The sequence below is a fragment of the Pseudomonas sp. Eth.TT006 genome (assembly GCF_054456575.1).
In genome coordinates this window covers 1-23,149 of sequence record NZ_JBTJEN010000009.1, presented here as the reverse complement: position 1 = coordinate 23,149, position 23,149 = coordinate 1, and the positions used below count along the sequence as shown (strand labels likewise).

Below are 23,149 nucleotides of genomic sequence, written 5' to 3'. Positions count from 1 at the left end.
TCGCCCGCCTTTGCCTACTCTGTGCTCCCACCCCCAAGCGTCGGAGCATGCCATGCACAGCAACAAAACCCTGTTCATCACCGGAGTCAGCAGTGGCTTCGGCAACGCCCTCGCGCAGGAAGCGCTGAATGCCGGGCATCGGGTGATCGGCAGCGTGCGCAACGACGCCGATCTTAAAGCTTTCGAAGCGCTGTCTACGGATCGGGCGCACGGCGTGTTGCTCGATGTCACCGACTTCGAGCGCATCGACAGCGTGATCGCCGATGTCGAGACCAGGTTCGGGCCGGTGGACGTTCTGGTCAATAACGCCGGTTACGGTCATGAAGGGATTTTCGAGGAGTCGCCGCTGGCGCAGATGCGCCGTCAGTTCGACGTCAACCTGTTCGGCGCCGCAGCGATGATCAAGGCCTTCGTGCCGTTCTTCCGTCAGCGGCGGGCCGGGCACATTCTCAATATCACCTCGATGGGCGGCAGCATCACCATGCCCGGCATCGCTTATTACTGTTCGAGCAAATTTGCTCTGGAAGGCCTTTCCGACACCTTGAGCAAGGAACTGCAGCCGTTCAACGTGTTTGTCACCGCCGTCGCGCCGGGCTCGTTTCGCACCGACTGGGCCGGGCGTTCGATGCAGCGCACGGCACGCAGCATCGCCGATTACGACGCCAGCTTCGACCCGGTGCGCCAGGCCCGCGAGGAGAAAAACGGCAAGCAGCTCGGCGATCCGCGCAAGGCCGCGCGGGCCATGTTGCAACTGATCGCCAGCCCGGCGCCGCCGGCGCACTTGCTATTGGGCAGCGATGCGCTGAATCTGGTGCGCGACACGCTGCAGCGACGCCTCGACGAGATCGAGCAATGGCAGGCGCTGACCCGTTCCACCGATGGCTGAGTCGCAGGCCAAGAGATCGACTTTGATGAATCCACCCGACCCGTACAGCGCGCGCATGGTGCAATTGCTCGGCCAGCTCGCGCCGGTCGAGGGCTATAACCTCAGTGCGCTCGAGGATGTGCGCTTCCTGCGCTCGAATCGGCCACTGAGCAACACGCCGGTGCTGTATGACCCGGGCATCGTGATTCTGTGTCAGGGGCGCAAGCGCGGTTATCTCGGCGAGGACGTCTACGTCTACGACGCGCAGCATTATCTGGTGGTGTCGGTGCCCGTGCCGTTCACCATGGAAACCGAGGCCAGCGCCGATGAACCGATGCTGGCGGTGTACATGCGTCTCGATTTGCCGCTGGCCAGTGAAGTGATGCTGCAAGTCGACGAGGTGTTCGGCCCCAGCCACGCTGCGCCCAGGGGCATGTATGCCTCGCCCATGGATGATCCGCTGCGCGCCTCGACCCTGCGTTTTCTCGAAGCCATGAGCGATCCCGGCGAAGCACGGATCCTCGGCCCGGCGCTGGTGCGGGAGATCTACTACCGGATCCTCACCGGCGCCCAGGGCGGTTCGATGCGCGCGGCGCTGCAACAACAAGGGCATTTCGGCAAGGTCAGCCGGGCGATCCGGCGGATTCACAGCAGTTATGCGCAGCGCCTCGACGTCGAATCCCTTGCCGAGGAAGCCGGAATGAGCGTGCCGAATTTCCACGTGCACTTTCGCAACGTCACCGATTCCTCGCCGATGCAGTACCTCAAGGCTACGCGCCTGCATCAGGCGCGATTGCTGATGCTGCGCGGCAGCCTGCCGGCGGCGACCGCAGCGTTCAACGTCGGTTATGAAAGCGCTTCGCAATTCAGTCGCGAGTTCAAGCGCTTCTTCGGCCGCACGCCGCTGGCCGAAGTGGCCTGGATGAAAGCCACCTACGCCCTGCCCGAGCCCGCCACGCCCTCGCCCTACGTGTCCTCGCACTGAGCCGAGCCAATCAGCCCGCCACGCTCGCAAGGCAAAATCCTCCGGGATTCACTACGCTTGGGAAATCCGCCGCGGCGCAATTGCGAGCAACAGATTGAACATTGCGCACAGACCAGTGTTCCAGATGATTCAGGTAGAGAATCAAGGACGAACTTATGGATGTCTTCGCTCCCGCAGCCCCTGTGCCACCCCGGCAAAGCACGATCACCCGCCGCCTGGTGTTCGCCGTCGCCACGTTATTCATCGTGGGTGTGCTTGCCGCTACCGGCACCTTGCTCAGCATTGCCGCGCGGCTGGACCGCGAGGATGTCGACGAAACCCTGTTCTTTACCGCGCGTGCCCTGGAAAACCGCATCGCCGCCTCGAAAAGCTATATCACCAGCTACGCCGACTGGACCACCGCCTACGAGCACCTGCACCTCGATGTCGATACCGACTGGGCCTACGAGCAGCAGAACATGGGCAAAACCCTGTTCACCACCGACGGCTACAACGGAGTTTTTGTACTTGACCGCCAGCGCACCAAGTACGCGGTGGTGCAAGGGCAGCAGGTGGACGGCGACATTTCGCGCCTGCTCACGCTTTCTGCGTCAGCGCTGATCGATAAAGTGCAAAACCAGGCCGACCTGACCATGGCGATCAGCACTTATTCGCTGTTCGATGGCTGGCCGGCACTGATCACCGCCGCCGCCATTCTGCCCAACGATCAACGCGAGGTCGGCGATCCGCAACAGACTTCGGTGCTGGTGTTCGTCGACAAGCTGACGCCCACCAAACTGCGGGCGCTGGGCGTGGCCTACGGTTTGCAGAACTTGACGCTGGTCCCGGATGAGCAACTGTCCAAGGAACAACCGCGGGTGCCGTTGGACAGCACCGGTTACAGCCTGACGGCCGACCTCGAGCGCCCGGGACAGCAACTGTTGTGGTCATTGCTGCCGATTCTTGGTGTGGTGTTGGTGGTGCTGGCCCTGTTGACCGCGTACTTCCTGCGTTACGCATTGCGTTCCTCGCGTTATGTCGACCAGAGCTTCAGCACGCTGCAGGCCTCGAACCAGGCACTGGAGGCGGCTAACCATGCGCTGGAAGCGAGTGAAGAACGTTTCCGCGCCGTGGCCGAAGCGGCGTCGGACTGGATCTGGGAAATCGACCGGCAACTGAATCTCACCTATCTCTCGGCGCGCTTCAGCGAAGTCACCGGTTACCCGCAAGCACAGTGGCTCGGCCAGGACATCGGGCAACTGCTGTCGTGCGATACCACGCCGCTGGATCTGTGGCTGAAAAAACTCAGCGAAGGCAGCAATGCCAGCGACCTGCGTTGCACTTACCGCGATCACGCCGGGCGGCAACGGCATTGCCGGTTATCCGCGCGGCCGATCTTCGACCGGCAGGTGGTCAGCGGCTATCGCGGCACGGCCAGCGACATCACCGACGAAGTCGCCGCCCACGCGCAGATCCAGCACCTGTCGATGCACGATGCCCTCACCGGCCTGCCCAATCGCAATCAGTTGGCGCGCTATCTGGATGACGCGCTGCAGCTCAAGGAACAGGCGCCACCGCTGTCGCTGCTGATGATCGACCTGGACAACTTCAAACCGATCAACGACTCCCTCGGCCATCCGGCTGGCGATGCGGTGCTGCAGGAAGTCGCCACTCGCCTGCGCGAATGCACCCGCGAGCACGACATCGTCGCGCGGCTGGGCGGCGACGAGTTCGTGGTGGTGCTCAATGGCATGGACAGCCGGCACGAGGTCGACCGCTTCTGCACGCGGCTGGTCGAGAGCCTGCATCAGCCGCTGACCTTCGAACAGCATCCGCTGCACGTCGGCGCGAGCATCGGCATCGCCGTCAGCCGCCGCCACGGCTTCGTGCCCAGCGAGCTCATCCGCTGCGCCGACATTGCGCTGTACCAGGCCAAGTCCGAGGGCAAGAACACCTGGTGCTATTTCGAAGTGCACATGAGCGATCAAATCCAGACGCGGCGGCAGATGGAGAGCGATTTGCACGCGGCGCTGCAGAACGACGAATTCATCCTGCACTACCAACCACGCTACACGGTCGACGGCAAGCAGATCGTCTCGGTCGAAGCCCTGGTGCGCTGGCAGCATCCAACCAAGGGCCTGCTCGGGCCGGATCTGTTCATCGGTCTGGCGGAACAGACCGACCTGATCGTGCCACTGGGGCGCTGGGTATTGCACGAAGCCTGTGAAACCGCGCTGAGCTGGCCGGCGGACATCCTGCTGTCGGTCAATCTGTCGCCGGCGCAGTTCGCCCTCAGCGATGTCGTTGAGGATGTGCGCGAAGCCTTGGTGCAGAGCCGTTTGCCAGCCAGTCGCCTGGAACTGGAAATCACCGAAAACGTGATGCTGGTGGATACCGACGGCGCACTCGCCACGATGAACGCCCTCAAGCAACTCGGGGTGCGCCTGAACATGGACGACTTCGGCACCGGTTATTCGTCCCTCGGTTACCTGCGCGCCTATCCGTTCGACGGCATCAAGATCGACAAGCGTTTCATCGCCTCGATCAGCCATGTCGCCAATGATCGCGCGGTGGTCCAGGCGATCATCGGACTGGGCAAGGCCATGGGCCTGACGGTGACGGCGGAAGGCGTGGAAACCGAGGAGCAACTGGAGATTCTCGGCAAGGATCAATGCAACGAGGTGCAGGGCTATTTCATGAGCCGGCCGATCGACAAGGCCGCGTTCGCGCAGTTGTTGCAGGATTCGCGGGGTGTGCAAGTTGAACCCACCCGTCAGGGCTCAGCCCGCGTTCACCCGCTGCGCACCCAGCGTTAAAGATACCAGCGCTTAAAGATACCAACGGTACTCCCGCGCACTGATCTCCTGCATGAACGCCAGATGATCCTGGCGTTTGTTCTCGCAATACACGTCGACAAACTCGGCCCCCAGCCCTGCGCGCAATTGCGGCTGATGTTGCAGGGCGCGCACCGCGTCGAGGATTTCCGTGGGGAAGGCAATGCCGCTGTTGCGGTCGTCATTCAGTGGAGGGATCGGCTCTTTAGCGGTTTCCAGGCCGTGCTCCAGACCCACCAGAATCGCCGCCAGCACCAGATACGGGTTGGCATCGGCGCCGGCCAGGCGATATTCGATGCGCAGGTTTTTTGTGTCCGATTCAGGGATGCGCAGGCAGGCATCGCGGTCCTCGTAACCCCAACTGGCCTTGGTCGCGGTGTTGACCGTGCCGCTCAAGCGGCGCATGGCGTTCTGGTTCGGGGCGAAGATCGCCATGCTGTGCGGCAGCAACTCCAGGCAGCCGGCCACCGCGTGACGCAACGGCTGGTGATGATTCGGCGCCAGCAGATTGTTGCCGGCGGCGTCATACAGGCTGACGTGCACATGCATGCCGCTGCCCGGATACGCGACGTAGGGCTTGGCCATGAAACTGGCGCGGTAACCGTGCTTGAGCGCCACACCGCGCGTGCTGCGGCAGAACAGCGCCGCCCAGTCGGCGGCACGCAAGCCGTCGTCGAGATGGCCGAAGTTGATCTCGAACTGCCCCGGTCCCAGCTCGGCGGTGATCACCGTGGCGTCGATGCCTTGGCTGCGCGCAGTTTCGACCATGTCATCCAGCACCGGGGCGAACCGCGACAGACGCTCGATGTGCATGTTCGGCTGATCGTCAGCGTCGTCGCTCAACTCATCGCGAGGAAATTGCGGCAGACCGTCGCGCAGCTTTTTGTCGAACAGGTAGAACTCCAGCTCGAACGCCACCACCGGATGCATGCCTTTGCCGGCCAGGCGCTTGAGCACCTTTGCCAACACTTCGCGGGGTTCGAATTCGATGGGTTTGGCGGTGCCGTCGGAGGTGATCAGCATCTGCCCCAGCGGCTGCGCCTCCCAGCTCACCGGCTTGAGTGTGCCCGGGACGAGGCGGCGCACGGCGTCCGGGTCGCCATCGTTGAAACAGTAATCGCCAATCTTGAACAGACCGCCCTGCACGCCCAGCAGCACACAGTTCTGCGGCAGTTTCAGCGCACTGCCCGCCGCGACTTTTTCCAGCATCTCCACCGGATAGCGCTTGCCGTAGAAATGCCCGGGAATGTCCAGCGAAATCAGATCGACATAACGCACCTCGGGGTAGCGTTGGCGAAACGCCCGCACTTCGGCGAGCAGGTCAGAGCAGACAGCGTCCATCGTCGGTGATCCTTTTGTTGTTATCAGGTGTAGACCCAGAGCACGCGGGTGAGCTGCCGGGTGAGGTTGCCGTAGCGGCAACGGGTGTGACTGTCGAATTGAAAACTGTCGCCGGCCTTCAAGGTCACGGGCTCGTCGTCGGTGCCCAGCCACAAGGTCAGTTCGCCTTCGAGCACGTAACCGCCCTGCTCCGAGCTGTCGCTGATCTGCCGCTCGCCACTGCTTGCGCCCGGTTCCAGCAGACTTTCGAGCATGGAAAACCCCGCGCGCATCTGCGGCGACACCAGAATGTCGGTAATGCCGTTGGCGAAATGCAGGGTGCGGCGCTCGTCCGGGCGGGTGACCCACGGCACCTGTCGGGGTTTGGGCAGGCTATAGAAATAGGTGGTCGGCACGCCGAGGGTTTCGCTGATGGCGGTGAGATCCGCCACGGTTGGGCGTGACAGGCCGCGTTCGACCTGCGAAAGAAAACCCACAGAACGGCCGATCCGGTCGGCCAGTTCCTTGAGGGTGACTTTCTTGTGCTTGCGCAGGTCCTGAATGAGGATCGCCAGCGCCGCGATTTCTTCCTGCTTGTTCATGGCTGGCGGCCCGGACATTTTTCGCCGTGGCGCTGAAATTGCTGAAACATTGGCCGTCTCGTGAAATTCTGTTCGTGTAATTTCATGAAAATCTACAGAACAAATTTCATATCGGCAACGGCGAGTGCTGCATTCACACCAATTCAATGCTCCAGCGCATAGCGCCGGCAATGCTCCAGATAGCCTTTTTCATGGCTGCCGACCAACTGCACCACGCTCGACCACAGCCACGACGGCGCATCCAGGGTCTTCGAACGACACGCCTGCAAGTCGCGCATCCACGCCGCCCGCGTGCTCAGGTCCATCTGCCGCGCATGCGCCAGCCCGACGATGCGGGCCAGATAGCCGGCGGCCAGCATCGCGTCGGTCTGGCTCAACTGGTCCAGCTCCAGTTTCATGTCCTGCGGGAGCAGTTCGCGGATAAAGAAACCATGGTCCAACAGCCGCGTCGCAATCATCCGGTTACCCAGGCCCGGCGAGAGCGCGCGGGCACCGGCGACCACGCGTTTGCCGTTGTCTCTGGGCATCTTCGCTCGCGCCACCCGAGGCGCGGCGGCGGCGACCGCTTCCTTGATATCGAGCAGGCAATATTCCTCGTCATCGCCCTCGCCCACTCCGAGCAACACCGCATAACGCATGAGCCCCAGCGAACTGCAGCCTTTGACCCAATAGGCCGAATCGAGCATTTTCACCCGGTCATCTTTCGAGCGGCCCTTGAGCGACGTCACCAACGTATGCAGATCAGGCGTGGCGCACAGGTCTTTCAGCGCGCTGCGCTCTTCCCGGGACAGTGACCAGAAATGCTTGCCCAGCGGAATGGTCGGTTTGGTGCTCTCGATGCGCTCCTGGGCCAGATGCTTCCAGGTGCGGCGCACCGCGCTGCGCATCCCGGCTTTGACTTGCGCGGGACGTGGCGGCTCTTTATCGACGTCGCCTTCGAAAGCCTGCTCGTACCCCTGCATCATCTCTTCCAGCATGCGCGCAGTGGCCACGCCGGGCAGATCCGAACCGCGCGCGGCGGTGGCCAGCGACAAGGCCAGGCGCACCAGATCATGCGCCGGGTTGCCGATCACGGTTTGGTCGAGGTCGCGGATATGAATGTCGGTCTGCCCTTTCAAATCCCCGGTCGGCCCCAGATTGCCGGCATGACAATCACCACAGATCCACACCGCCGGCCCCTGCGGCAAGTGGCGCCCCGGTTGACTGTGCAGCCACTCGTAAAACTGCACCGTGCTGCCGCGCACATAAGCGTGCGCGGAACGGGCCATTTTCAGATTGCGCAGTTGCGAGAGGGGTTCCAGACGTGCGGAGGGGCGTGGGGTTTTCATGGACGCTTCTTGCGAGGGAGGTGTGCTGTTGACCGCTGGTCGCGGGTGAATGTTTCAAAGTATTACGAGATCAATCACGAGGACGGAATGCTGACAGTGAACAGCGATTCACTCTAGGAATCATCTGATGGTCTGCCGTCGCTGTAGCCAGCACTCTCCTGGCTACTTTTTGTTGCCATTCAGAATGCCCATGAAGCTAGATGAACGACTTTCGACCGTCATGTTTGCCTTGACGGTCTTTTATTCAGCCACTGCCGTTGGCGCCGATCCGAGCTGTACCACCGTCACCACGGAAACAGTGCTCAACATTCCAGACATGACCGTGCGGCACGACACGCCCATTGGCGCCCAAATCGGCACTTCCGTCATGAGCGCGCCAATTGACGCGTTCAATTGCACCAAAGGCTTCACGCACCAAGGTTTCTACGTGAAGGGCTTCGGCCTCGCCTCTTCGCAAATCGATGGCATGAACATCTATAAGCTTGGCGGCGCTGACAGCGGGATTGGTTATGCGGTGTACGGCGAATCGGTCGGCACCTGCAAGGGTTTAAAGCCAGTCACCGGCACCAGTGATATCGGAGGGGTGAACGTGCAGCGATTGTGTCAGGCAACCAACGGCATCTTTCCAAAGCAACCCATACAAGGCGCCGTGCAACTGGTGTTCTACAAGATCGGCACGATCACTCCGGGCAAGCAGACGACCCACCAGCAGGTGGCCAGTTTTGCCCTGAAAAACGACAACACCGCGTGGGTGTTTCCAGAGGCGCGAGTGCGCGCCTCTACATACACGGTCAGCACATTGGGCTGCTTCGTCGACAACGCGGAAATCAAGGTGGCGCTCGGTGAAATCGGCATGAAGCAACTGGCGAGCGCGGGCATGACCGCCGCTGAGCAGGCATTTTCCATACCGCTGAGCTGCGACGTGGGCACCAAAGTCAAACTGACTCTTAGCGCAGGCAGCGCCGGCATTTACGATAACGTCAAAGGTTTGCTCAACCTCGCGAACGCCACCTCCACCGATACTGCACAAGGGGTAAAAATCCAGCTCCTTTCGAACGACGCGCCGGTCATCTACGACAAGGCACTGGACGTGGGCACGCAAAGCGCGACCGGCACCTTCACCATCCCGCTCAAGGCACGTTTCTACCGCAGCACCGAAACCTTAAAGTCGGGTACGGCCGACAGTAGCGCCACCTATACGATCACTTACGAATAGCCGGGTCGTACTTTAAGAATCGTCTGATGTGAGCTCTGCCAGGGTGCCGTTACGGTGGCGGGATGAAACTGAAGAACTACCTTCACCAGATCAATCCCCTGCTCTCCACGCCCAATGCGGCGCGCCGTCTGCTGAGAATTTTTGGCATGGTCTTGCTCGTAGGCATCCTGAGTGGCGTCTACAGTTTTCTGCTGCTGACCTTCAACGCAGAAGTTTCGCGCCGACGCAGCCACATGAGCAGTGCCATTGCCGAAGCACACACCTTTTTCACCACCCGCCAGGCCTTGCTTGAAAGCCTGAGCCTGTCGGCCATCCGCATGGCGCAGGGGGTCAAACCGCAGGTTTCGCCCGAGGAGGTGCACTTGCTGCTGGGCACGACGCCCGGTAAGCAATGGAGCATCTGGCTGACGGAACGCAACAAACAATATCTGGCCAGCAAGCAGGTCAATGTGCTCTACGTCAGCAGTGGCAATGACATTCAAGTCAAAAGACTTTACACGGCCACTCCTGTAATCACGGATTTCCCCCTGTCGATGCTTGATCGTCTACAAGCACTCAAACGCGACAACAATGCCACGCTGGGGGAGCTGTGGCTTACCAATCAATCGGCCAGTCATTCGCAGCTCTACATATTCCTGCGCCTTGATGCGCGGGACGTGGACTCAGGCTGGCTAGGCCTGGAAATGGACGGCCGCGAAGTCTCGCACGCACTGGACGATCAAAGTGCGGGGCAATTCATGATGTTCAACTCCGAGGGCATGCTGATCTTCAGCAATAGCCAGCCTGCGCAACTCAGTCAAAACCTGCTGCAGATCCAGCGGCAGAACTTCTTCGGCTTCGTCGGTGAAGGCTGGTTGCCTGATCATCTGGTCATGCGCAAACAACTGAAGTCCTCGGACTGGCAGTTGGTTTACTCCATCGACCTGCGTGAAGTCCTCATTGCCCTGTGGCCGCGCCTGGCTGGCGCCTTGCTGTTTTGCCTGTTCAGCATCAGCCTGGTGTGGATATTGATCCGCCGCCTGGAACACCGCTTTATCGCGCCCACCATCAGCCGCATCCAGGCATTGGTGGAAAGCGAGTTGTTCAGCAGTGACGTGATTCAGACAGCCCCGGTCGCCCTGTGCGTGTTGCGTCGTACCAACGGCCAGGTGGTGTTGGAAAACACCCTGTCGCAACAGTGGCTTGGCCAGAGTGGCGAGCGGGAGAAGTTGAGTCCGCGCTGGATCTACCAGGCGTTCGATGCGCAGGATCCGCAAATAACCGATTACTTTGAAACCGCAGACGGACGCCATCTTTACCTGAGCTGTGCACCCACCCGTTACAAGGGCGAAGACGTCTTGCTCTGTGCCTTCAGCGACATCAGTGCGCGCACGCAAATCGAAGAAGCGCTGGAGCAGGCGCGGCAACTGGCCGATGCCGCCAACGAGGCAAAAACACTGTTTCTCGCGACCATGAGTCACGAAATCCGCACACCGTTATACGGGGTGCTGGGCACGCTGGAGCTACTGGCGCGAACCCAGTTGGACGCGCAGCAAACCGACTACCTGCGAAACATCGAAGGCTCATCGGCGACTCTGCTGCAATTGATCTGCGATGTGCTAGACGTGTCCAAGATCGAAGCCGGGCAACTGGCGCTCGAACTCAGTGAGTTCTGCATACATGAACTGATCCATGAAGTGATTCAAGGCTACGCCGCTGCCGCTCATGGCAAGAATCTGGACTTGTACGCGGTGATTGATCCGAAATTGCCGGAGCGAGTGATCGGTGATATCTCGAGAATCCGCCAGATTCTCTACAACCTGCTGAACAATGCCGTCAAATTCACCGACACCGGACGTATTGTTCTGCGGGTAAAACTGCTGGGACGCGACGCTGAGCGGGTGAGCCTGTTCTGGCAAGTGTCGGACACTGGGCAAGGCATCACTGAAGAGGACCAGACTCGGATCTTCGAGCCGTTCTATCAGAGCCGCGGGCACACCAACGTGACTGCGGGCACCGGATTAGGGCTGCCGATCTGCCAGCGCCTGACACATTTGATGAATGGCAACATCCGCGTGGTCAGTGAGCCCGGACTCGGCAGCAGTTTTTCCCTGACGCTGTCACTCGAGCAACCGTCAATGCAAGGCTTGCAGCCCGACTGCGCGCCCCTTTTGCCGACGGTAGTCTTCGTGGTGTCGCCCATTCGTGAACTGGCCGAAGCCTTGAACGGCTGGCTGCGTCGCTGGGGCGCCCGACCTCAGCTCGGTCGGCCCTCACGGGCTGCCTCAACCCCGGACAATGTGCTTCTGGAGTTGCACCCCGGCTCGTTCGAGCAATTTATGGACGACGAGTGGAAAGGCCAGCGGGTGATCGCCACAGGCGACGGTTACAACGAACCCCAATGGAGCGCTGACGGTTGGGTGGTCAACGTCAATCATCTGCGCGCCATTCATCAAGCCGTCAGTCGCGCCCAAGGGTTATCGGCGAGCAAACCCGAAATCCCGGCTCCCTCGCGACAACTGAAAACCCTGCATTTGCATGTACTGGTCGCTGAGGACAACGTCATCAATCAGTTGATCCTGCATGACCAGTTGCTGGAGCTGGGTTGTACCGCCGAGTTGGCCAGCGACGGTGAGGAAGCCCTGCTGCTGTGGCGCAAGGGACACTTCGACGTGATCCTCAGTGACGTCAACATGCCGCAGAAAAACGGTTACGAACTGGCCCGCGAGCTACGTCGCCTCGGTTGCACCGTGCCGATCATCGGCGCGACCGCCAACGCCATGCGCGGAGAAGAAGCGCTGTGCCTGGCTGCCGGGATGAACGACTGTCTGGTCAAACCGTTCACGCTACAGGCCCTGCATAATCAGTTGGCGCCCTATGAAAGAACACTCCATGAAACCGATTAGTATCCTGGTCGTTGAAGACCATCCGTTCCAGCAGCTGTACCTGCAAAACCTGTTCAATGAGCTCGGCCAGTTTCATCTGCAATTTGCTGAAGAAGGCAGCGCGGCGCTGGACTGCCTGAAACGGCAGGACTTCGATCTGGTATTGACCGATCTGCTGATGCCCGGCATGGACGGCGTACAGTTCATTCAGGGTCTGGCCGCATCAGGTTCGCGTCCGGCACTGGCGATCATGAGTGCCGCTTCGCGACGCATGCTGACCAGCGCCAGCCTGGCTGCGCGTAATCTGGGCGTCAAAGTCATCGGGTTGATTTCCAAACCGGTGAAAACCGCGGCGTTGCGTAACCTGACCGATCAATTGGGCAGTTTGCGTCAGGCCACCCTGCCCCTGCACGACCCGCAGATTGATCATCTGGCTCTGCTTGAAGCGCTGGACAATGGAGAACTGCAGGCGTGGTTCCAGCCGAAGAAGTCGCTGGCCAACGGGCGTATCGTCGCCGCCGAGGCTCTGGTGCGCTGGTTGCACCCCGAGCACGGTGTCTTGTTACCGGGGCTGTTTCTGCCGGCGTTCAAGGCGTTCAATCTCGAAGAGCGCTTGTTGTGGCTGATTCTCGAGCAGGCGCTCAAGGCTCAGGCGCAATGGCACGATCAGGGTTACGCGATCCCGGTGTCGATCAATCTGCCCACCCATTTGCTCAACAGCCTCGACCTCGCCGACCGGATTCTGGCCTTTGTCCTTGAACGCCATGGTACGCCGGCGATGATCTGCTTCGAATTGATGGAGTGTTCGATGCCCGAGGACATCAGCAATTTTTACGCCGGTGCGTGCCGATTACGCATGAAAGGTTTCGGCCTTTCACAAGATGATTTTGGGCAAGGTTACAGCTCCTACATGAACCTGGTTTCGACACCCTTTACCGAATTGAAAATTGATCGGGCGCTGGTGCAAGGCTGCAATGACAATGAAGAACTGGCCCAGGCATTGACCAGCATTGTCGCCCTCGGGCGGCAACTGGGCCTGACCGTCGTGGCCGAGGGCGTCGAGACCGCGCAAGAACTGGCGGTGTTGCGTAAAATCAACTGCACTCAGGTCCAGGGCTTCATCATTTCCCAGGCCGTCTCGTCACAGGATTTTCAGCAGTTGCTGACGCTCGACGGGCCCGCTTTGAAGGATTGATCGCCGTTTTATCTTCCGAAATAGCGGCGTCCCACGCGTTCGCGGCATTTTCTACAGGTTTGCTCAATGACTCATCCGAACGCTCATCTGGAGAAACTGGCCAGCAGTTCAATGCGCATCAACGCCGGTCTGGTGGTTTTATCCGGCCTCGCCTCGCTGCTGATCGGTCTCAGCGGATGGGGCCTCTACCGCATGATCGAGGAGCAGCGTGATACCGTTCAATTTCACTTCGTGCGGCTGATGGAGAATATCGGTGAGCAACATGTATTCCTCAGTGCGATCGCTCAGGAAGCCGACAAGGGCGCGCCGCTGAACGCTACCGTTCGCATAGCCAGGCAAACGCCTCTGCCCGACGAAGGAGCGGAAATCTACAAGGCCCAGGAGCTGTCCTTTTCCCTGCCGTTCAGCGTAAAAATCAATCCGGCGGCCATCGACAATCAAAACCGTGACAGGGTCTTCGCTTTGGGCGCTCACCTGGCCGGTTACTACAGCGCTTTCTGGTCCGCGTCGCACTATCAGTCACCGCAAGTGTTTCTGTTCAACGTCCCCGACAACTTCGATATTGCCGTGCCGGCTGCAGGACAATTGCGCGGCGCCGGACAAATACAGGGCGGAACCTTCGCTCACGTCATGAAGCAAGTGCTGCAAAAGTTGCATGACACCAACCCTCAGCCGCTGGACAGTCAGGTTCACTGGATACCCTACGACAACCGAACCGAAAATGCCGGCCCCGGCACCGTGTTGGCGTACATCAATGTCAACATGCCGTCGAGCCAGCTGAAAATAAAAGGCGCCAGTTCCTGGGTCGTCGTGGCGTCGTTGTTGAATCTGTCCCAGATCAACAATATCGAGCGAATCATGAAGTGGTCGATCTACGACAGCTTTAGCCTGACGGCCCCCAATGGCGCCCGGTTGATTGGCGCCGGCCCACTCGATCAAGGCTTGCGTGAAGGACTCAACGTTCGACTTGACGGCCTCGTGTTCAAGATATCGAGTGCCGGGCCGCACCCATGGACAGCGATCTATGTGGTCGGCTTCATGAGCTTTATCGACTATGCCTGGTGGCCGCTTCTGGGACTTCTGACGCTGATACTCGTCAGCGTCGGTGGCGGCTGGGCATTCAATCGATGGTACAAAACACGGGTAGTCATACCCGCGCATCGGGCACACCAGGACATTGCAGAGAGCGAAGCTTTCAGCCGCGCAATCATCGACACCGCGCCGACAGGTCTGTGCGTAGTGCGCCGTAGTGACCACCAGATCCTTTTGGAAAATCGCTGTATGCAGGACTGGCAGCAAAGTGAGCGCCTGATTGCGGCACTCAATGGCAAGCAATCGCTGACCGACATGGGCCAGACCGAACTCGAGATTGAAGGGCGACATTACCAGGTCGGCTTTGTTGAAGCGCGTTACCACAGCGAGGACGTCTGGATTTGCGCATTCCACGATGTGACCCGGCATATCGACGATGCCGCCGCACTGGAAAACGCCCTGCTCGCCGCCGACTCCGCGAATGAAGCAAAAACCCGCTTTCTGGCGACCATGAGCCACGAAATCCGCACCCCGCTGTACGGTGTCCTCGGTACGCTTGAGTTGCTGGGGCTGACCGAGCTCGGGCCTCGACAGCAGGCCTACTTGCGCACGATCCAGCGCTCATCCACGACGTTATTTCAGTTGATCAGTGACGTGCTGGACGTATCGAAAATCGAATCCGGGCAAATGACTATCGAACCCCAGGATTTCTGTCCGCTGGAGCTGACCGAGGATTCGCTGCGGGCCTATAGTGCTTTTGCTCAGGCCAAAGGCTTGCAGCTTTACGCCTGCATTGACCCGGATCTACCAGACCGGGTGCGCGGCGACCCCCTGCGCATTCGCCAGATACTCAATAATCTGTTGAGCAATGCAATCAAGTTCACCGACAACGGGCGCGTGGTGCTGCGAGCCAGAGTACTGCAGGACGCTACCGAAAGCGTCAGCTTGCAATGGCAAGTCAGCGACTCCGGAATCGGCATTTCACACGCCCAGCAAGCTCAATTGTTCGAGCCCTTTTATCAGGTGCGCGACGCGTCCAGCGAAGCCGGGGCAGGCCTTGGGCTGGCGATTTGCTGGTGGTTGAGTGAACTGATGGATGGCCAGCTGAAAGTGGTCAGCGAACCCGGGCTCGGCAGCAGCTTTTCTTTGCAACTGGAGCTTGATCGGGTGGCTGGCGAACTACGCGATTGCCCTGTATTCGACACTCACACGCCAACGCTTTACGTGCAGGCACCAGCTCCGGAGCTGGCGCAGCATTTCAGCTGCTGGCTCAATCGACTGGGCCAGCACACGCAGATCATCAATCCGGAAAACAGGCATCTGCCCGCCCCTTCGTCGCTGCTGCTGGACATACTGCCGTCAGTCGACGAATCCCCCTGGCAGGGGGCGCGCGTCATTGCCACGGCGGCGGGCCCCAATCCGCCAGAGTTCAGCGCTGCAGGCTGGACGGTAGATGCGTTTGATATTCGTGCGGTGGCGTGGGCTGTCCACTTTGCCCAAAAAGGCGCCGATCCGCAGAGTCGCCCAGTGGCCAAGAACCCCGTGCGACGCCTTGATCTGAATATCCTGATTGCCGAAGACAACCCGATCAATCGGGCAATCATCAAGGAGCAACTGGAAGCGCTGGGCTGTTCAGTGGTCGCCGCCGCCGATGGCGAACAGGCGCTGCATCAATGGCTGCCGGGGGTGTTCGACCTGGTGCTCACCGACGTCAACATGCCTGTCATGAACGGCTATGAACTCACAAAGGCGTTGCGCAGAAGCGATAGCGATTTGCCGGTTATCGGTGTCACGGCCAATGCCCTGCGGGATGAGGGTGAGCGTTGCGCGGCGGCGGGTATGAACGCCTGGCTGGTAAAGCCGCTGAACCTGCCCACGCTGCGAACGCAACTGCTCAAGCATTGTAAAACGGCCGAGCCGTCGGCAACCGAGAATGCGCTGCCGGCCGTTGAAATGCCGGAACCACTGGATCAGCCGCAGCTGTCGCCAAAAATGCGAGCGCTGTTCTTCACCACCCTGCGACAGGATATCGAGAAGATCAGCGCCCTGCTGCACAGCGACGATGCCCGCGCGCTTTCCGAGCACCTGCACAGTCTGGCTGGAGCCCTCGGTGCGGTGCAGGCAACCCGCCTGGCGGGCGCGTGTGTTGACCTGGAGAGCAAGCTTCAAGGTCGCGTTATCACACCTGCTCTGGCATTGGAGACCAGGACCCTGCTGGAGCGACTGGCCGTAATGCTCGATGCTCTGGCGTAACCCGGACAGAATTCAACAACACATTAGGGATAGCCGAACATGGCAACACTCAACGTCGTGATCGCCGATGACCACCCCATCGTTTTATTGGGTGTACGTGAGCTGATAGAACGCGACGAGCGCTTTCGCGTGGTCGGCGAAGCGAATGACTCCGTCGGGTTGATCACATTGTTGCAAAGCCAGCCCGTCGACCTGGTCATCACCGACTTCAATATGCCTGCTGACTCGCCCTACGGTGATGGCCTCAAACTGGTGGAGTACCTGAGCCGGCATTTTGCCCATGTAAAGATTCTCGTGCTGACCATGATCTCCAGCCCATTGATTCTGACCCGCCTGCATGAGCTGGGCGTAGTGGGCGTGATCCAGAAAAGCCAGCTGCAGGACGATATTCAACAGGCGCTCACCGCTATTGCGAAAGGGCGCACGTTCAAGAGTGCCAAACCCGATCCGGTCAGTGTCATGGAACCTAACGTTGCCCTGAACGAACGACTGGCGCTGCTTTCGCCCAAGGAGTTCGAGATCCTGCGCATGTTTGTCGCCGGTCAAAGCGTCACCATGATTGCCCGAAGCCAGTCCAGAAGTGCCAAAACCATCAGCACGCAAAAAATCTCGGCAATGCGTAAACTTGAAGTCGCTAGTGATCAGGACCTGTTGACCTATTGCCTGGAGAATAAAGTCTTTCAATGACCTTTCATTATCCGACTCACCGTCACTCATAACCCCCGCCCTATAGGAATCGTCTGATGGTCTGAACATTATGCTCAGACCTATATTCTGGATCGTGTTCTCCAACACAACTTAATCACGATCTAATGGATAACGACATGAAAAATCTTTCGCTGACACTGCTGACACTTTCAATGCTTTCGGTTGCGGGCCAATCGTTTGCAGCCGATCCAGTCACCCCGACTAAAGCGGGCAGCGGCACCATCAACTTCACCGGCATTATTAATAATGACGCTTGCTCTATCGAAGATGCCGGTCTGAATAAAACCATTTCCGTACCGATGGGTGAAGTGTCCATTAAAGACATGGGGACCGCCGCCGCGCCAAAGGGCAGCGGCAAACTCAGTGCGGAAAACTTCGACATGAAGATCAACTGCAACGCCGGCACCAAAGTGTCGATGCTCTTCGAACCGACCAAAGGCGCGGGCTCGGGCATCGTCACCGGTACCAAAGTACTGAAATTGACTGACGGCGTGGGCGCTGCGAAAAACATCGGTATCGCCCTGCTTGACGCCAACGGCGACCAAATCGACCTGAGCTCGCCGGCCGCTGCCAAAATTGAAAATACCTTGCAGGACGGCAGCACGACCCTGAAGTTCTCCGCTGCTTACGTGACCACTGCCGACCCGAAAACCGCAGTCGCCGGTCGCGGTGACGCCACCCTGCCGTTCACCTTGCAATACGAGTAAACCGCCGTCGCCACTGACATTGTGCGGGACGCCTGCGTCCCGCCATTCTTCAATTTCAGGCACCTTTTCCATGTTTAATCGACACCTCCTTTCCCTGTGTGCAGGCCTGCATTGCGCGCTGATCGCAAGCCAGGCCAGCGCCGGTATTTCGCTGAGTGCGACCCGTCTCGTGTTCGATGGTGAACACAAGGAAGTCAGCATCAAGGTTCGTAACAATGGCGACGACTTGTTGATCCAGTCATGGATCGACACCGACGCGCCTGGCGCCACTTCAGTTCCGTTTGCCGTGACACCGCCGCTGGCGCGGATCCTCGGAAAAGAGCAGCAATTGCTCCGAGTGATTTACGAAGGCACGGGAATGCCTGCTGACAAAGAGTCTGTGGTCTGGCTCAACGTCCAGGAAATCCCGCAGGCGGCGAAAACCCAAAACACCCTGCAACTGGCAGTGCGTCAACGCATCAAGGTGTTTTTTCGCCCTGCCGGACTGCAAGGCAAGGCCTACCTCGCGCCGACGCAATTGTTATGGCAGCTCGGCGAACAAGGCGCACAGGCCACGTTAAAAATAACCAATCCGACGCTTTATCATGTTTCGCTTTCGGATGTGTCTTTAAGTGCAGGCGCTAAAACCGAGAAAGCCATCGATTCGATGATGATTGCACCGGGTCAAAACAAGACAATCACACTTAAAGAGCATCACAGTTCGAGTTACTCCAGCCTGAACTTCTCAAGCATTAACGATTACGGCGCGCAAGATCGTTACAGCGCAACTTTGTCAGGCAACACTGCGATCAATGCCAAAGCGCTGCAATAGCACCTGCACTGAACAACTCGCGCCTTCTCTTGATTCCAATATGAATTAAGCCTTCGTTCTCTGTAGCTGTATAGGGCTGGGTATGTCTTTATTCCCACGCAGCGACTGCGGTTCGCTGATTAAACGATGCTGCCCGAAACACTCGGGATTCAATGCGCTGTATCTGGCCATGCTGGTCAGTCTGCCGAATCTGGCCAATGCCGAAGATACCGGTACTGAATCGGCGCAGGATCAGCTCGCGCAATTCAACACATCGTTCCTTCAAGGTGTCGGGGCTTCAGTGGATCTGAATCTATTGTTATCGGCCAACAGCGTGCTGCCCGGAAATTATCGCGTGGACGTCTACAGCAACGAAGTGTTGGTGGGCCGGCGTGATATCGATTTTCGCCGTTCTGCGCAAACCGGCAGGGTTGAGGCCTGTCTGACCCTGGACATGTTGCAGCAGCTGGGTATCAACATGAGCGCGCTGGAGGCAGCCGGCCAGCTCAAACCTGACGCGCCCGACACTTGCTACGACTTGCCGGCCTTGATTGATCAAGCCACCGTCAGCTACGACCCTGCGCGCCTGCGCCTTTCGATCAGCGTGCCGCAAATCGCCATGCAACGCGGCATGCGCGGCTACGTCGATCCTGCGTTATGGGACCCGGGCGTATCGGCAGCATTCATCAACTACCAGTTGAGCAGCAATCGCAACAGTTCTGACTCCGCCACGACAATCTCGAACAATCTCGGTCTGCGCAACGGCATCAACCTTGGCGCGTGGCGACTGCGTAACGAATCGAACTTCAGCAGCCGTACCGGTCAGCGCAACACGTTCACCAGCAATCGCAGCTATGTGCAACACGACGTCACCGCATTGAAGGGCCAATTCAGCGCCGGCGACATTTTTTCCGACTCGCAGTTGTTCGACAGTGTGCGCTATCGCGGGCTGAAGTTAAGCTCCGACGAAGGCATGCGCACCGACAGTGAGCGCGGCTACGCGCCGGTCATTCGCGGCGTGGCGCAAAGCAATGCCACCGTAGAGATCCGCCAGAACGACTACGTCCTCTATAGCACCAACGTGCCGCCCGGTCCTTTCGAAATCAGCGACATCTACCCGAGCGGCTCCAACGGCGATTTGCAAGTGACGATCATCGAGGCCGATGGTACCCGCCATGAAACACGGCAGGCGTTTTCCAGCCTGCCGATCATGGTGCGCAAGGGACAAGTCAATTACAGCCTCTCGGCGGGACAATACAAAAGCAACACCGAGGGACTGGCTGAACCGAAATTTGTCAGCGGCACCCTGGCTTATGGCATGACCAGCAACATGACCGGCATTCTTGGGGTGCAAGCGACCGAAAATTTCAAGGCGATGTCGTTGGGCATGGGTCGTAATACGGCGTTTGGTGCGGTGTCTTTTGACCTGACCCATTCGTCCAGCGAAGCACAGGGGCAAATCACCAACGGTAACAGCCTGCGGATGCTGTATGCCAAGACGTTCACCGGTACCGACACCAACTTCACCCTCGCCGCCTATCGTTACTCGACCGAAGGTTATCGCACGCTGAGCGAGCACGTCGAGGATCAAAGCGCCGGGCTGCAACGCCGAGGCAACTCCAAGACCCGCACCGATCTGACCGTCAGCCAGAGCCTTGGACGTAATCAGCAATTTGGCAGTTTGTACCTCAACGCAACGGATCAGCGTTACTGGGGGCGTGGTGGTTCGCAAAGTCTCTCTGCCGGGTACAGCAACAACTGGGGCGACGTGTCCTATAACTTCGGCATCAGCCACACCAAGGACGTCGGCCAATCCGGCCCGGCAAACAACGACACGCAGATGAACCTTTCACTGTCATTCCCGCTCGGTTCCAATCCTCGCGCACCGCGAGCATTTCTCTCGACCAATCGACAGAAATCCAGCGACAGCACGCAGTTGGGGGTTAACGGCTATCTATCGGAAAACAGCGACACCTATTATTCCGTGCAGGCCGGTAACAGCAGCACTGGCGGCAACTCGGGCTCGGCGAGCATCAGTTCGCGTACTTCGTTTGTCGACGTCAACGCCGGCTACAGTCAGGGTCGCGGCTACACCTCGCAGAACCTGAGCGTCGCCGGTTCGGTGGTGGCGCACGCCGGCGGCATCAATCTGGGGCAAACCCTCGGTGAAACCTTTGCTCTGGCCGAAGTACCGGGCGTACCCGCCGGAGTCAAGATTGGCAGTTACAGCGGCACCGAAACCGGCAGCAACGGTTTTGCCGTGATTCCCAACACCCAGCCTTACCGGGTCAACTGGATCAGCCTCGACACGCGCGACCTGGGTGCCGATGTAGATATCGAAAACGCCACTCAACAAGTCGTGCCACGACGGGGCGCCGCCGTACTACTGCGCTACTTGTCACAGACCGGTCGACGGGTGCAGTTCGAACTGTTTGATGCACAACACAAACGTTTGCCGTTTGGTGCCGTGCTCGAAGATGCGTCCGGCAAACAAATCGCCATCGCCGACCCTTCCGGCAAAGCCCTGGCGCTGGTTCAGGAGCAGAGCGCTACGCTGACGATCAAATGGGCGGACAAACACTGCCAGGCGAGCTACTCGTTGCCTGAACGCGACAAGGCACGCAACTATGAGCGTGTGTCGCTGAGCTGCGCGCCGTGACGCCGTTCAACACAGGTGTATCCGTTCGGCAACTTGACCCGAGCCAGCAAACCACCGCCTACATGATGTCGGGGGTTACCGATTGACCGAGTCCGCGTAGCTCTGCGCCGTCATCTGCCGTTCAAGTATTCGTTTGGCGCCCTTACCAGGTTGGAGTGCATTCGCTGGCAGGCTAATTCCCAAAATGGAATCAGGTGTGGCTTGAACTCAGCACACCGGCTCAATCGCCCCACCACACACTCAGCCCATCATCAGCCATCCTCCTCGATAGCTGGTCTCTCACGATGGCTCTCTCAACACCCCGTTTTGCCCTGCTGGCCGTGCTTTGCGCAGCGACCGACACGGTTTTCGCCAGCGATTTCTTCGACGATGCCAAGACCGAAGTGCTCAGCCGCAACTTTTACCTGAGCAACGACTACCGCTCGCCCTCTCCCTCCGGCAAAAACTACAAGCAGGAATGGGCGCAGGGTTTTATCGGGACGTTTACTTCCGGCTACACGCCGGGCACCGTTGGCTTCGGCATCGATGCCCACGCCTTTCTCGGCTTGAAACTCGACGGGGGCAAGGGGCATTCCGGCACGGGTCTGTTGCCGGTCGACAGCAGGGGCCGCAGCGAGCCGAATTACTCCAGCGCTGGCGGTGCGTTCAAACTCAAGGTGTCGCGCAGCACCCTGGCGTTTGGCGAGATGACCGTGGAAACGCCAGTGTTCGACACGTCGGACAAACGACTGCAACCGGAATACGCCACAGGCTTTTTGCTCAACAGCCAGGAAATCGATGAGGTCAATCTGGTGGCCGGGCATTTCACCGCGTTCAAGAATCAGGACAGCTCCTCCGGGCGCGGCGACTTTTATGGCTACGGCGCCAACACCGAGGCCGGCGGGATCAGTTTCCTTGGCGCCGACCTGTTCGGTGACAGCCCGGTTGGCGGTTCGCTGTATGCCTCGGAGCTGACCGACACCTGGCATCAGTATTACGGCAATTTGCATTTCAAACAGTCCGGCGTGCTGCTCGACGCCAACCTCTACCACACTCGCGATACCGGTCGCTCGCTGGCCGGGGCGATCGACAACACCGCGGTCAGCCTGTCCGGCAAATACCGTTTCGGCGCGCAGGCGGTGATGCTCGGCTGGCAACGGATCAATGGCGACACACCGTTCGATTTCGTTGGCGGCGATTCGATCTATCTGGCCAACTCGATCAAATACGCCGACTTCAACGGCGCCGGCGAACGCTCCTGGCAAGCCCGTTACGACCTGGATTTCGGCGCCTTCGGCATCCCCGGCCTGACCTTCATGACCCGCTATGTGCGCGGCAGCCACATCGACGGCACCCACGCGCCCAAGGGCGGCGCCTACAACCCGTTCGACGCCGACAGCGGCGACTATCAGCCGCAGCAAGGCGATGGCGGCAAGCATTGGGAACGCGATATTGATTTGAAGTACATCGTGCAATCGGGTGCGGCGAAGGATCTGTCGGTGCAGCTGTCGCACGTTTCGCACCGGGCTAACGAGGCGCAGGCCGGGGATGATATTGACCGGATATACGTGGTGGTTCAGTACCCGTTGGGGTTTTGACCGCAAGTGGTTAAACGGATGATGTTGGAGCGGGCTTGCTCGCGAAAGCGACCGATCAGGCAACAGAAATGCTGGATGACAGACCGTATTCGCGAGCAAGCCCGCTCCCACAGGGATTGAGGTGAATTTGAAATTGTGTCTGGCCTTCGAGGTTGAGTGTTGTCTTGCACCCGCCGGACTCAATCTCCAGGACTCTGTTAACCAAACTGAAAACCCAATCCCCTGTGGGAGCGGG

16 protein-coding genes are annotated in these 23,149 nt (G+C 59.3%); 12 read left to right on the top strand and 4 right to left on the bottom strand.

The window, feature by feature from the left end; genetic code table 11:
- Nucleotides 1-52: 52 nt before the first annotated feature.
- The 3 genes from ACXR0M_RS15760 to ACXR0M_RS15750 all read left to right on the top strand — a co-directional run bounded on the left by ACXR0M_RS15760 (nucleotide 53) and on the right by ACXR0M_RS15750 (nucleotide 4,645).
- Nucleotides 53-886 carry an oxidoreductase gene (locus ACXR0M_RS15760; RefSeq protein ID WP_458832728.1) on the top strand — a complete coding sequence of 278 codons (834 nt, stop codon included), beginning with the start codon at nucleotides 53-55 and terminating at the stop codon, nucleotides 884-886.
- A gap of 25 nt (nucleotides 887-911) precedes the next feature.
- Entirely contained in the window at nucleotides 912-1,850 is a 939-nt protein-coding gene (locus ACXR0M_RS15755) for an AraC family transcriptional regulator (RefSeq protein WP_458832727.1), read from the top strand.
- 155 nt (nucleotides 1,851-2,005) lie between these two features.
- Nucleotides 2,006-4,645 (top strand): bifunctional diguanylate cyclase/phosphodiesterase, encoded by a 2,640-nt coding sequence (locus ACXR0M_RS15750; RefSeq protein ID WP_458832726.1) that lies wholly within the window; start codon nucleotides 2,006-2,008, stop codon nucleotides 4,643-4,645.
- Between the two features lie 12 nt (nucleotides 4,646-4,657).
- Here the strand turns inward: ACXR0M_RS15750 and ACXR0M_RS15745 are convergent, their stop codons facing one another.
- From ACXR0M_RS15745 to ACXR0M_RS15735, 3 genes are all read right to left on the bottom strand, one after another.
- A complete protein-coding gene (locus ACXR0M_RS15745) occupies nucleotides 4,658-6,004 on the bottom strand; it encodes a glutamine synthetase family protein (RefSeq protein WP_458832725.1) in 1,347 nt (448 codons plus the stop codon).
- A gap of 23 nt (nucleotides 6,005-6,027) precedes the next feature.
- The gene (locus ACXR0M_RS15740; protein ID WP_458832724.1) at nucleotides 6,028-6,585 is read right to left on the bottom strand and encodes a helix-turn-helix domain-containing protein; all 558 of its coding nucleotides are present in this window, start codon (nucleotides 6,583-6,585) and stop codon (nucleotides 6,028-6,030) included.
- Nucleotides 6,586-6,728: 143 nt separating this feature from the next.
- Entirely contained in the window at nucleotides 6,729-7,913 is a 1,185-nt protein-coding gene (locus ACXR0M_RS15735; RefSeq protein ID WP_458832723.1) for a DUF2252 family protein, read from the bottom strand.
- 190 nt (nucleotides 7,914-8,103) lie between these two features.
- On the opposite strand from ACXR0M_RS15735, the gene ACXR0M_RS15730 reads away from it, so the two are divergent.
- The 9 genes from ACXR0M_RS15730 (at nucleotide 8,104) to ACXR0M_RS15690 (ending at nucleotide 22,914) form a co-directional block, all read left to right on the top strand.
- Nucleotides 8,104-9,129: a fimbrial protein gene (locus ACXR0M_RS15730; protein WP_458832722.1), complete on the top strand. Its 1,026-nt coding sequence runs from the start codon at nucleotides 8,104-8,106 to the stop codon at nucleotides 9,127-9,129.
- A gap of 62 nt (nucleotides 9,130-9,191) precedes the next feature.
- Nucleotides 9,192-12,014, top strand: coding sequence for an ATP-binding protein (locus tag ACXR0M_RS15725; protein WP_458832721.1), 2,823 nt, complete (start codon nucleotides 9,192-9,194; stop codon nucleotides 12,012-12,014).
- Entirely contained in the window at nucleotides 12,001-13,188 is a 1,188-nt protein-coding gene (gene pvrR, locus ACXR0M_RS15720; RefSeq protein WP_458832720.1) for a response regulator cyclic di-GMP phosphodiesterase PvrR, read from the top strand. Before ACXR0M_RS15725 ends, pvrR begins: the two co-directional genes overlap by 14 nt.
- Before the next feature lie 66 nt (nucleotides 13,189-13,254).
- Nucleotides 13,255-16,473, top strand: coding sequence for a hybrid sensor histidine kinase/response regulator (locus tag ACXR0M_RS15715; RefSeq protein WP_458832719.1), 3,219 nt, complete (start codon nucleotides 13,255-13,257; stop codon nucleotides 16,471-16,473).
- Nucleotides 16,474-16,512: 39 nt separating this feature from the next.
- Nucleotides 16,513-17,160 (top strand): response regulator, encoded by a 648-nt coding sequence (locus tag ACXR0M_RS15710; RefSeq protein WP_458832718.1) that lies wholly within the window; start codon nucleotides 16,513-16,515, stop codon nucleotides 17,158-17,160.
- A 137-nt stretch (nucleotides 17,161-17,297) separates the two neighbouring features.
- On the top strand, nucleotides 17,298-17,888 hold the full coding sequence (locus tag ACXR0M_RS15705) for a fimbrial protein (protein ID WP_458832973.1): 591 nt from the start codon (nucleotides 17,298-17,300) through the stop codon (nucleotides 17,886-17,888).
- 70 nt (nucleotides 17,889-17,958) lie between these two features.
- Nucleotides 17,959-18,699, top strand: a complete 741-nt coding sequence (locus tag ACXR0M_RS15700; protein WP_458832717.1) for a fimbrial biogenesis chaperone — start codon at nucleotides 17,959-17,961, stop codon at nucleotides 18,697-18,699.
- 169 nt (nucleotides 18,700-18,868) lie between these two features.
- Nucleotides 18,869-21,337 carry a fimbria/pilus outer membrane usher protein gene (locus tag ACXR0M_RS15695; RefSeq protein ID WP_458832972.1) on the top strand — a complete coding sequence of 823 codons (2,469 nt, stop codon included), beginning with the start codon at nucleotides 18,869-18,871 and terminating at the stop codon, nucleotides 21,335-21,337.
- Between the two features lie 284 nt (nucleotides 21,338-21,621).
- Entirely contained in the window at nucleotides 21,622-22,914 is a 1,293-nt protein-coding gene (locus ACXR0M_RS15690; protein WP_458832716.1) for an OprD family porin, read from the top strand.
- Nucleotides 22,915-22,969: 55 nt separating this feature from the next.
- On the opposite strand, the gene ACXR0M_RS15685 is transcribed toward ACXR0M_RS15690, so the two are convergent.
- A partial coding sequence (locus ACXR0M_RS15685; protein WP_458832715.1) for a hypothetical protein occupies nucleotides 22,970-23,149 on the bottom strand: 180 nt, incomplete at its 5' end.

Excerpts from the sequence above, each read along its gene's own strand:
- ACXR0M_RS15750 (WP_458832726.1), top strand. The coding sequence starts at position 2,006 with ATGGATGTCTTCGCTCCCGCAGCCCCTGTGCCACCCCGGCAAAGCACG.
- ACXR0M_RS15745 (WP_458832725.1), bottom strand. The coding sequence starts at position 6,004 with ATGGACGCTGTCTGCTCTGACCTGCTCGCCGAAGTGCGGGCGTTTCGC.
- ACXR0M_RS15705 (WP_458832973.1), top strand. The coding sequence starts at position 17,298 with ATGAAAAATCTTTCGCTGACACTGCTGACACTTTCAATGCTTTCGGTT.
- ACXR0M_RS15725 (WP_458832721.1), top strand. The coding sequence starts at position 9,192 with ATGAAACTGAAGAACTACCTTCACCAGATCAATCCCCTGCTCTCCACG.
- ACXR0M_RS15690 (WP_458832716.1), top strand. The coding sequence starts at position 21,622 with ATGGCTCTCTCAACACCCCGTTTTGCCCTGCTGGCCGTGCTTTGCGCA.
- ACXR0M_RS15700 (WP_458832717.1), top strand. The coding sequence starts at position 17,959 with ATGTTTAATCGACACCTCCTTTCCCTGTGTGCAGGCCTGCATTGCGCG.
- ACXR0M_RS15710 (WP_458832718.1), top strand. The coding sequence starts at position 16,513 with ATGGCAACACTCAACGTCGTGATCGCCGATGACCACCCCATCGTTTTA.
- ACXR0M_RS15715 (WP_458832719.1), top strand. The coding sequence starts at position 13,255 with ATGACTCATCCGAACGCTCATCTGGAGAAACTGGCCAGCAGTTCAATG.
- ACXR0M_RS15755 (WP_458832727.1), top strand. The coding sequence starts at position 912 with ATGAATCCACCCGACCCGTACAGCGCGCGCATGGTGCAATTGCTCGGC.
- ACXR0M_RS15740 (WP_458832724.1), bottom strand. The coding sequence starts at position 6,585 with ATGAACAAGCAGGAAGAAATCGCGGCGCTGGCGATCCTCATTCAGGAC.
- ACXR0M_RS15730 (WP_458832722.1), top strand. The coding sequence starts at position 8,104 with ATGAAGCTAGATGAACGACTTTCGACCGTCATGTTTGCCTTGACGGTC.
- ACXR0M_RS15760 (WP_458832728.1), top strand. The coding sequence starts at position 53 with ATGCACAGCAACAAAACCCTGTTCATCACCGGAGTCAGCAGTGGCTTC.
- ACXR0M_RS15695 (WP_458832972.1), top strand. The coding sequence starts at position 18,869 with ATGCTGGTCAGTCTGCCGAATCTGGCCAATGCCGAAGATACCGGTACT.
- pvrR (WP_458832720.1), top strand. The coding sequence starts at position 12,001 with ATGAAACCGATTAGTATCCTGGTCGTTGAAGACCATCCGTTCCAGCAG.
- ACXR0M_RS15735 (WP_458832723.1), bottom strand. The coding sequence starts at position 7,913 with ATGAAAACCCCACGCCCCTCCGCACGTCTGGAACCCCTCTCGCAACTG.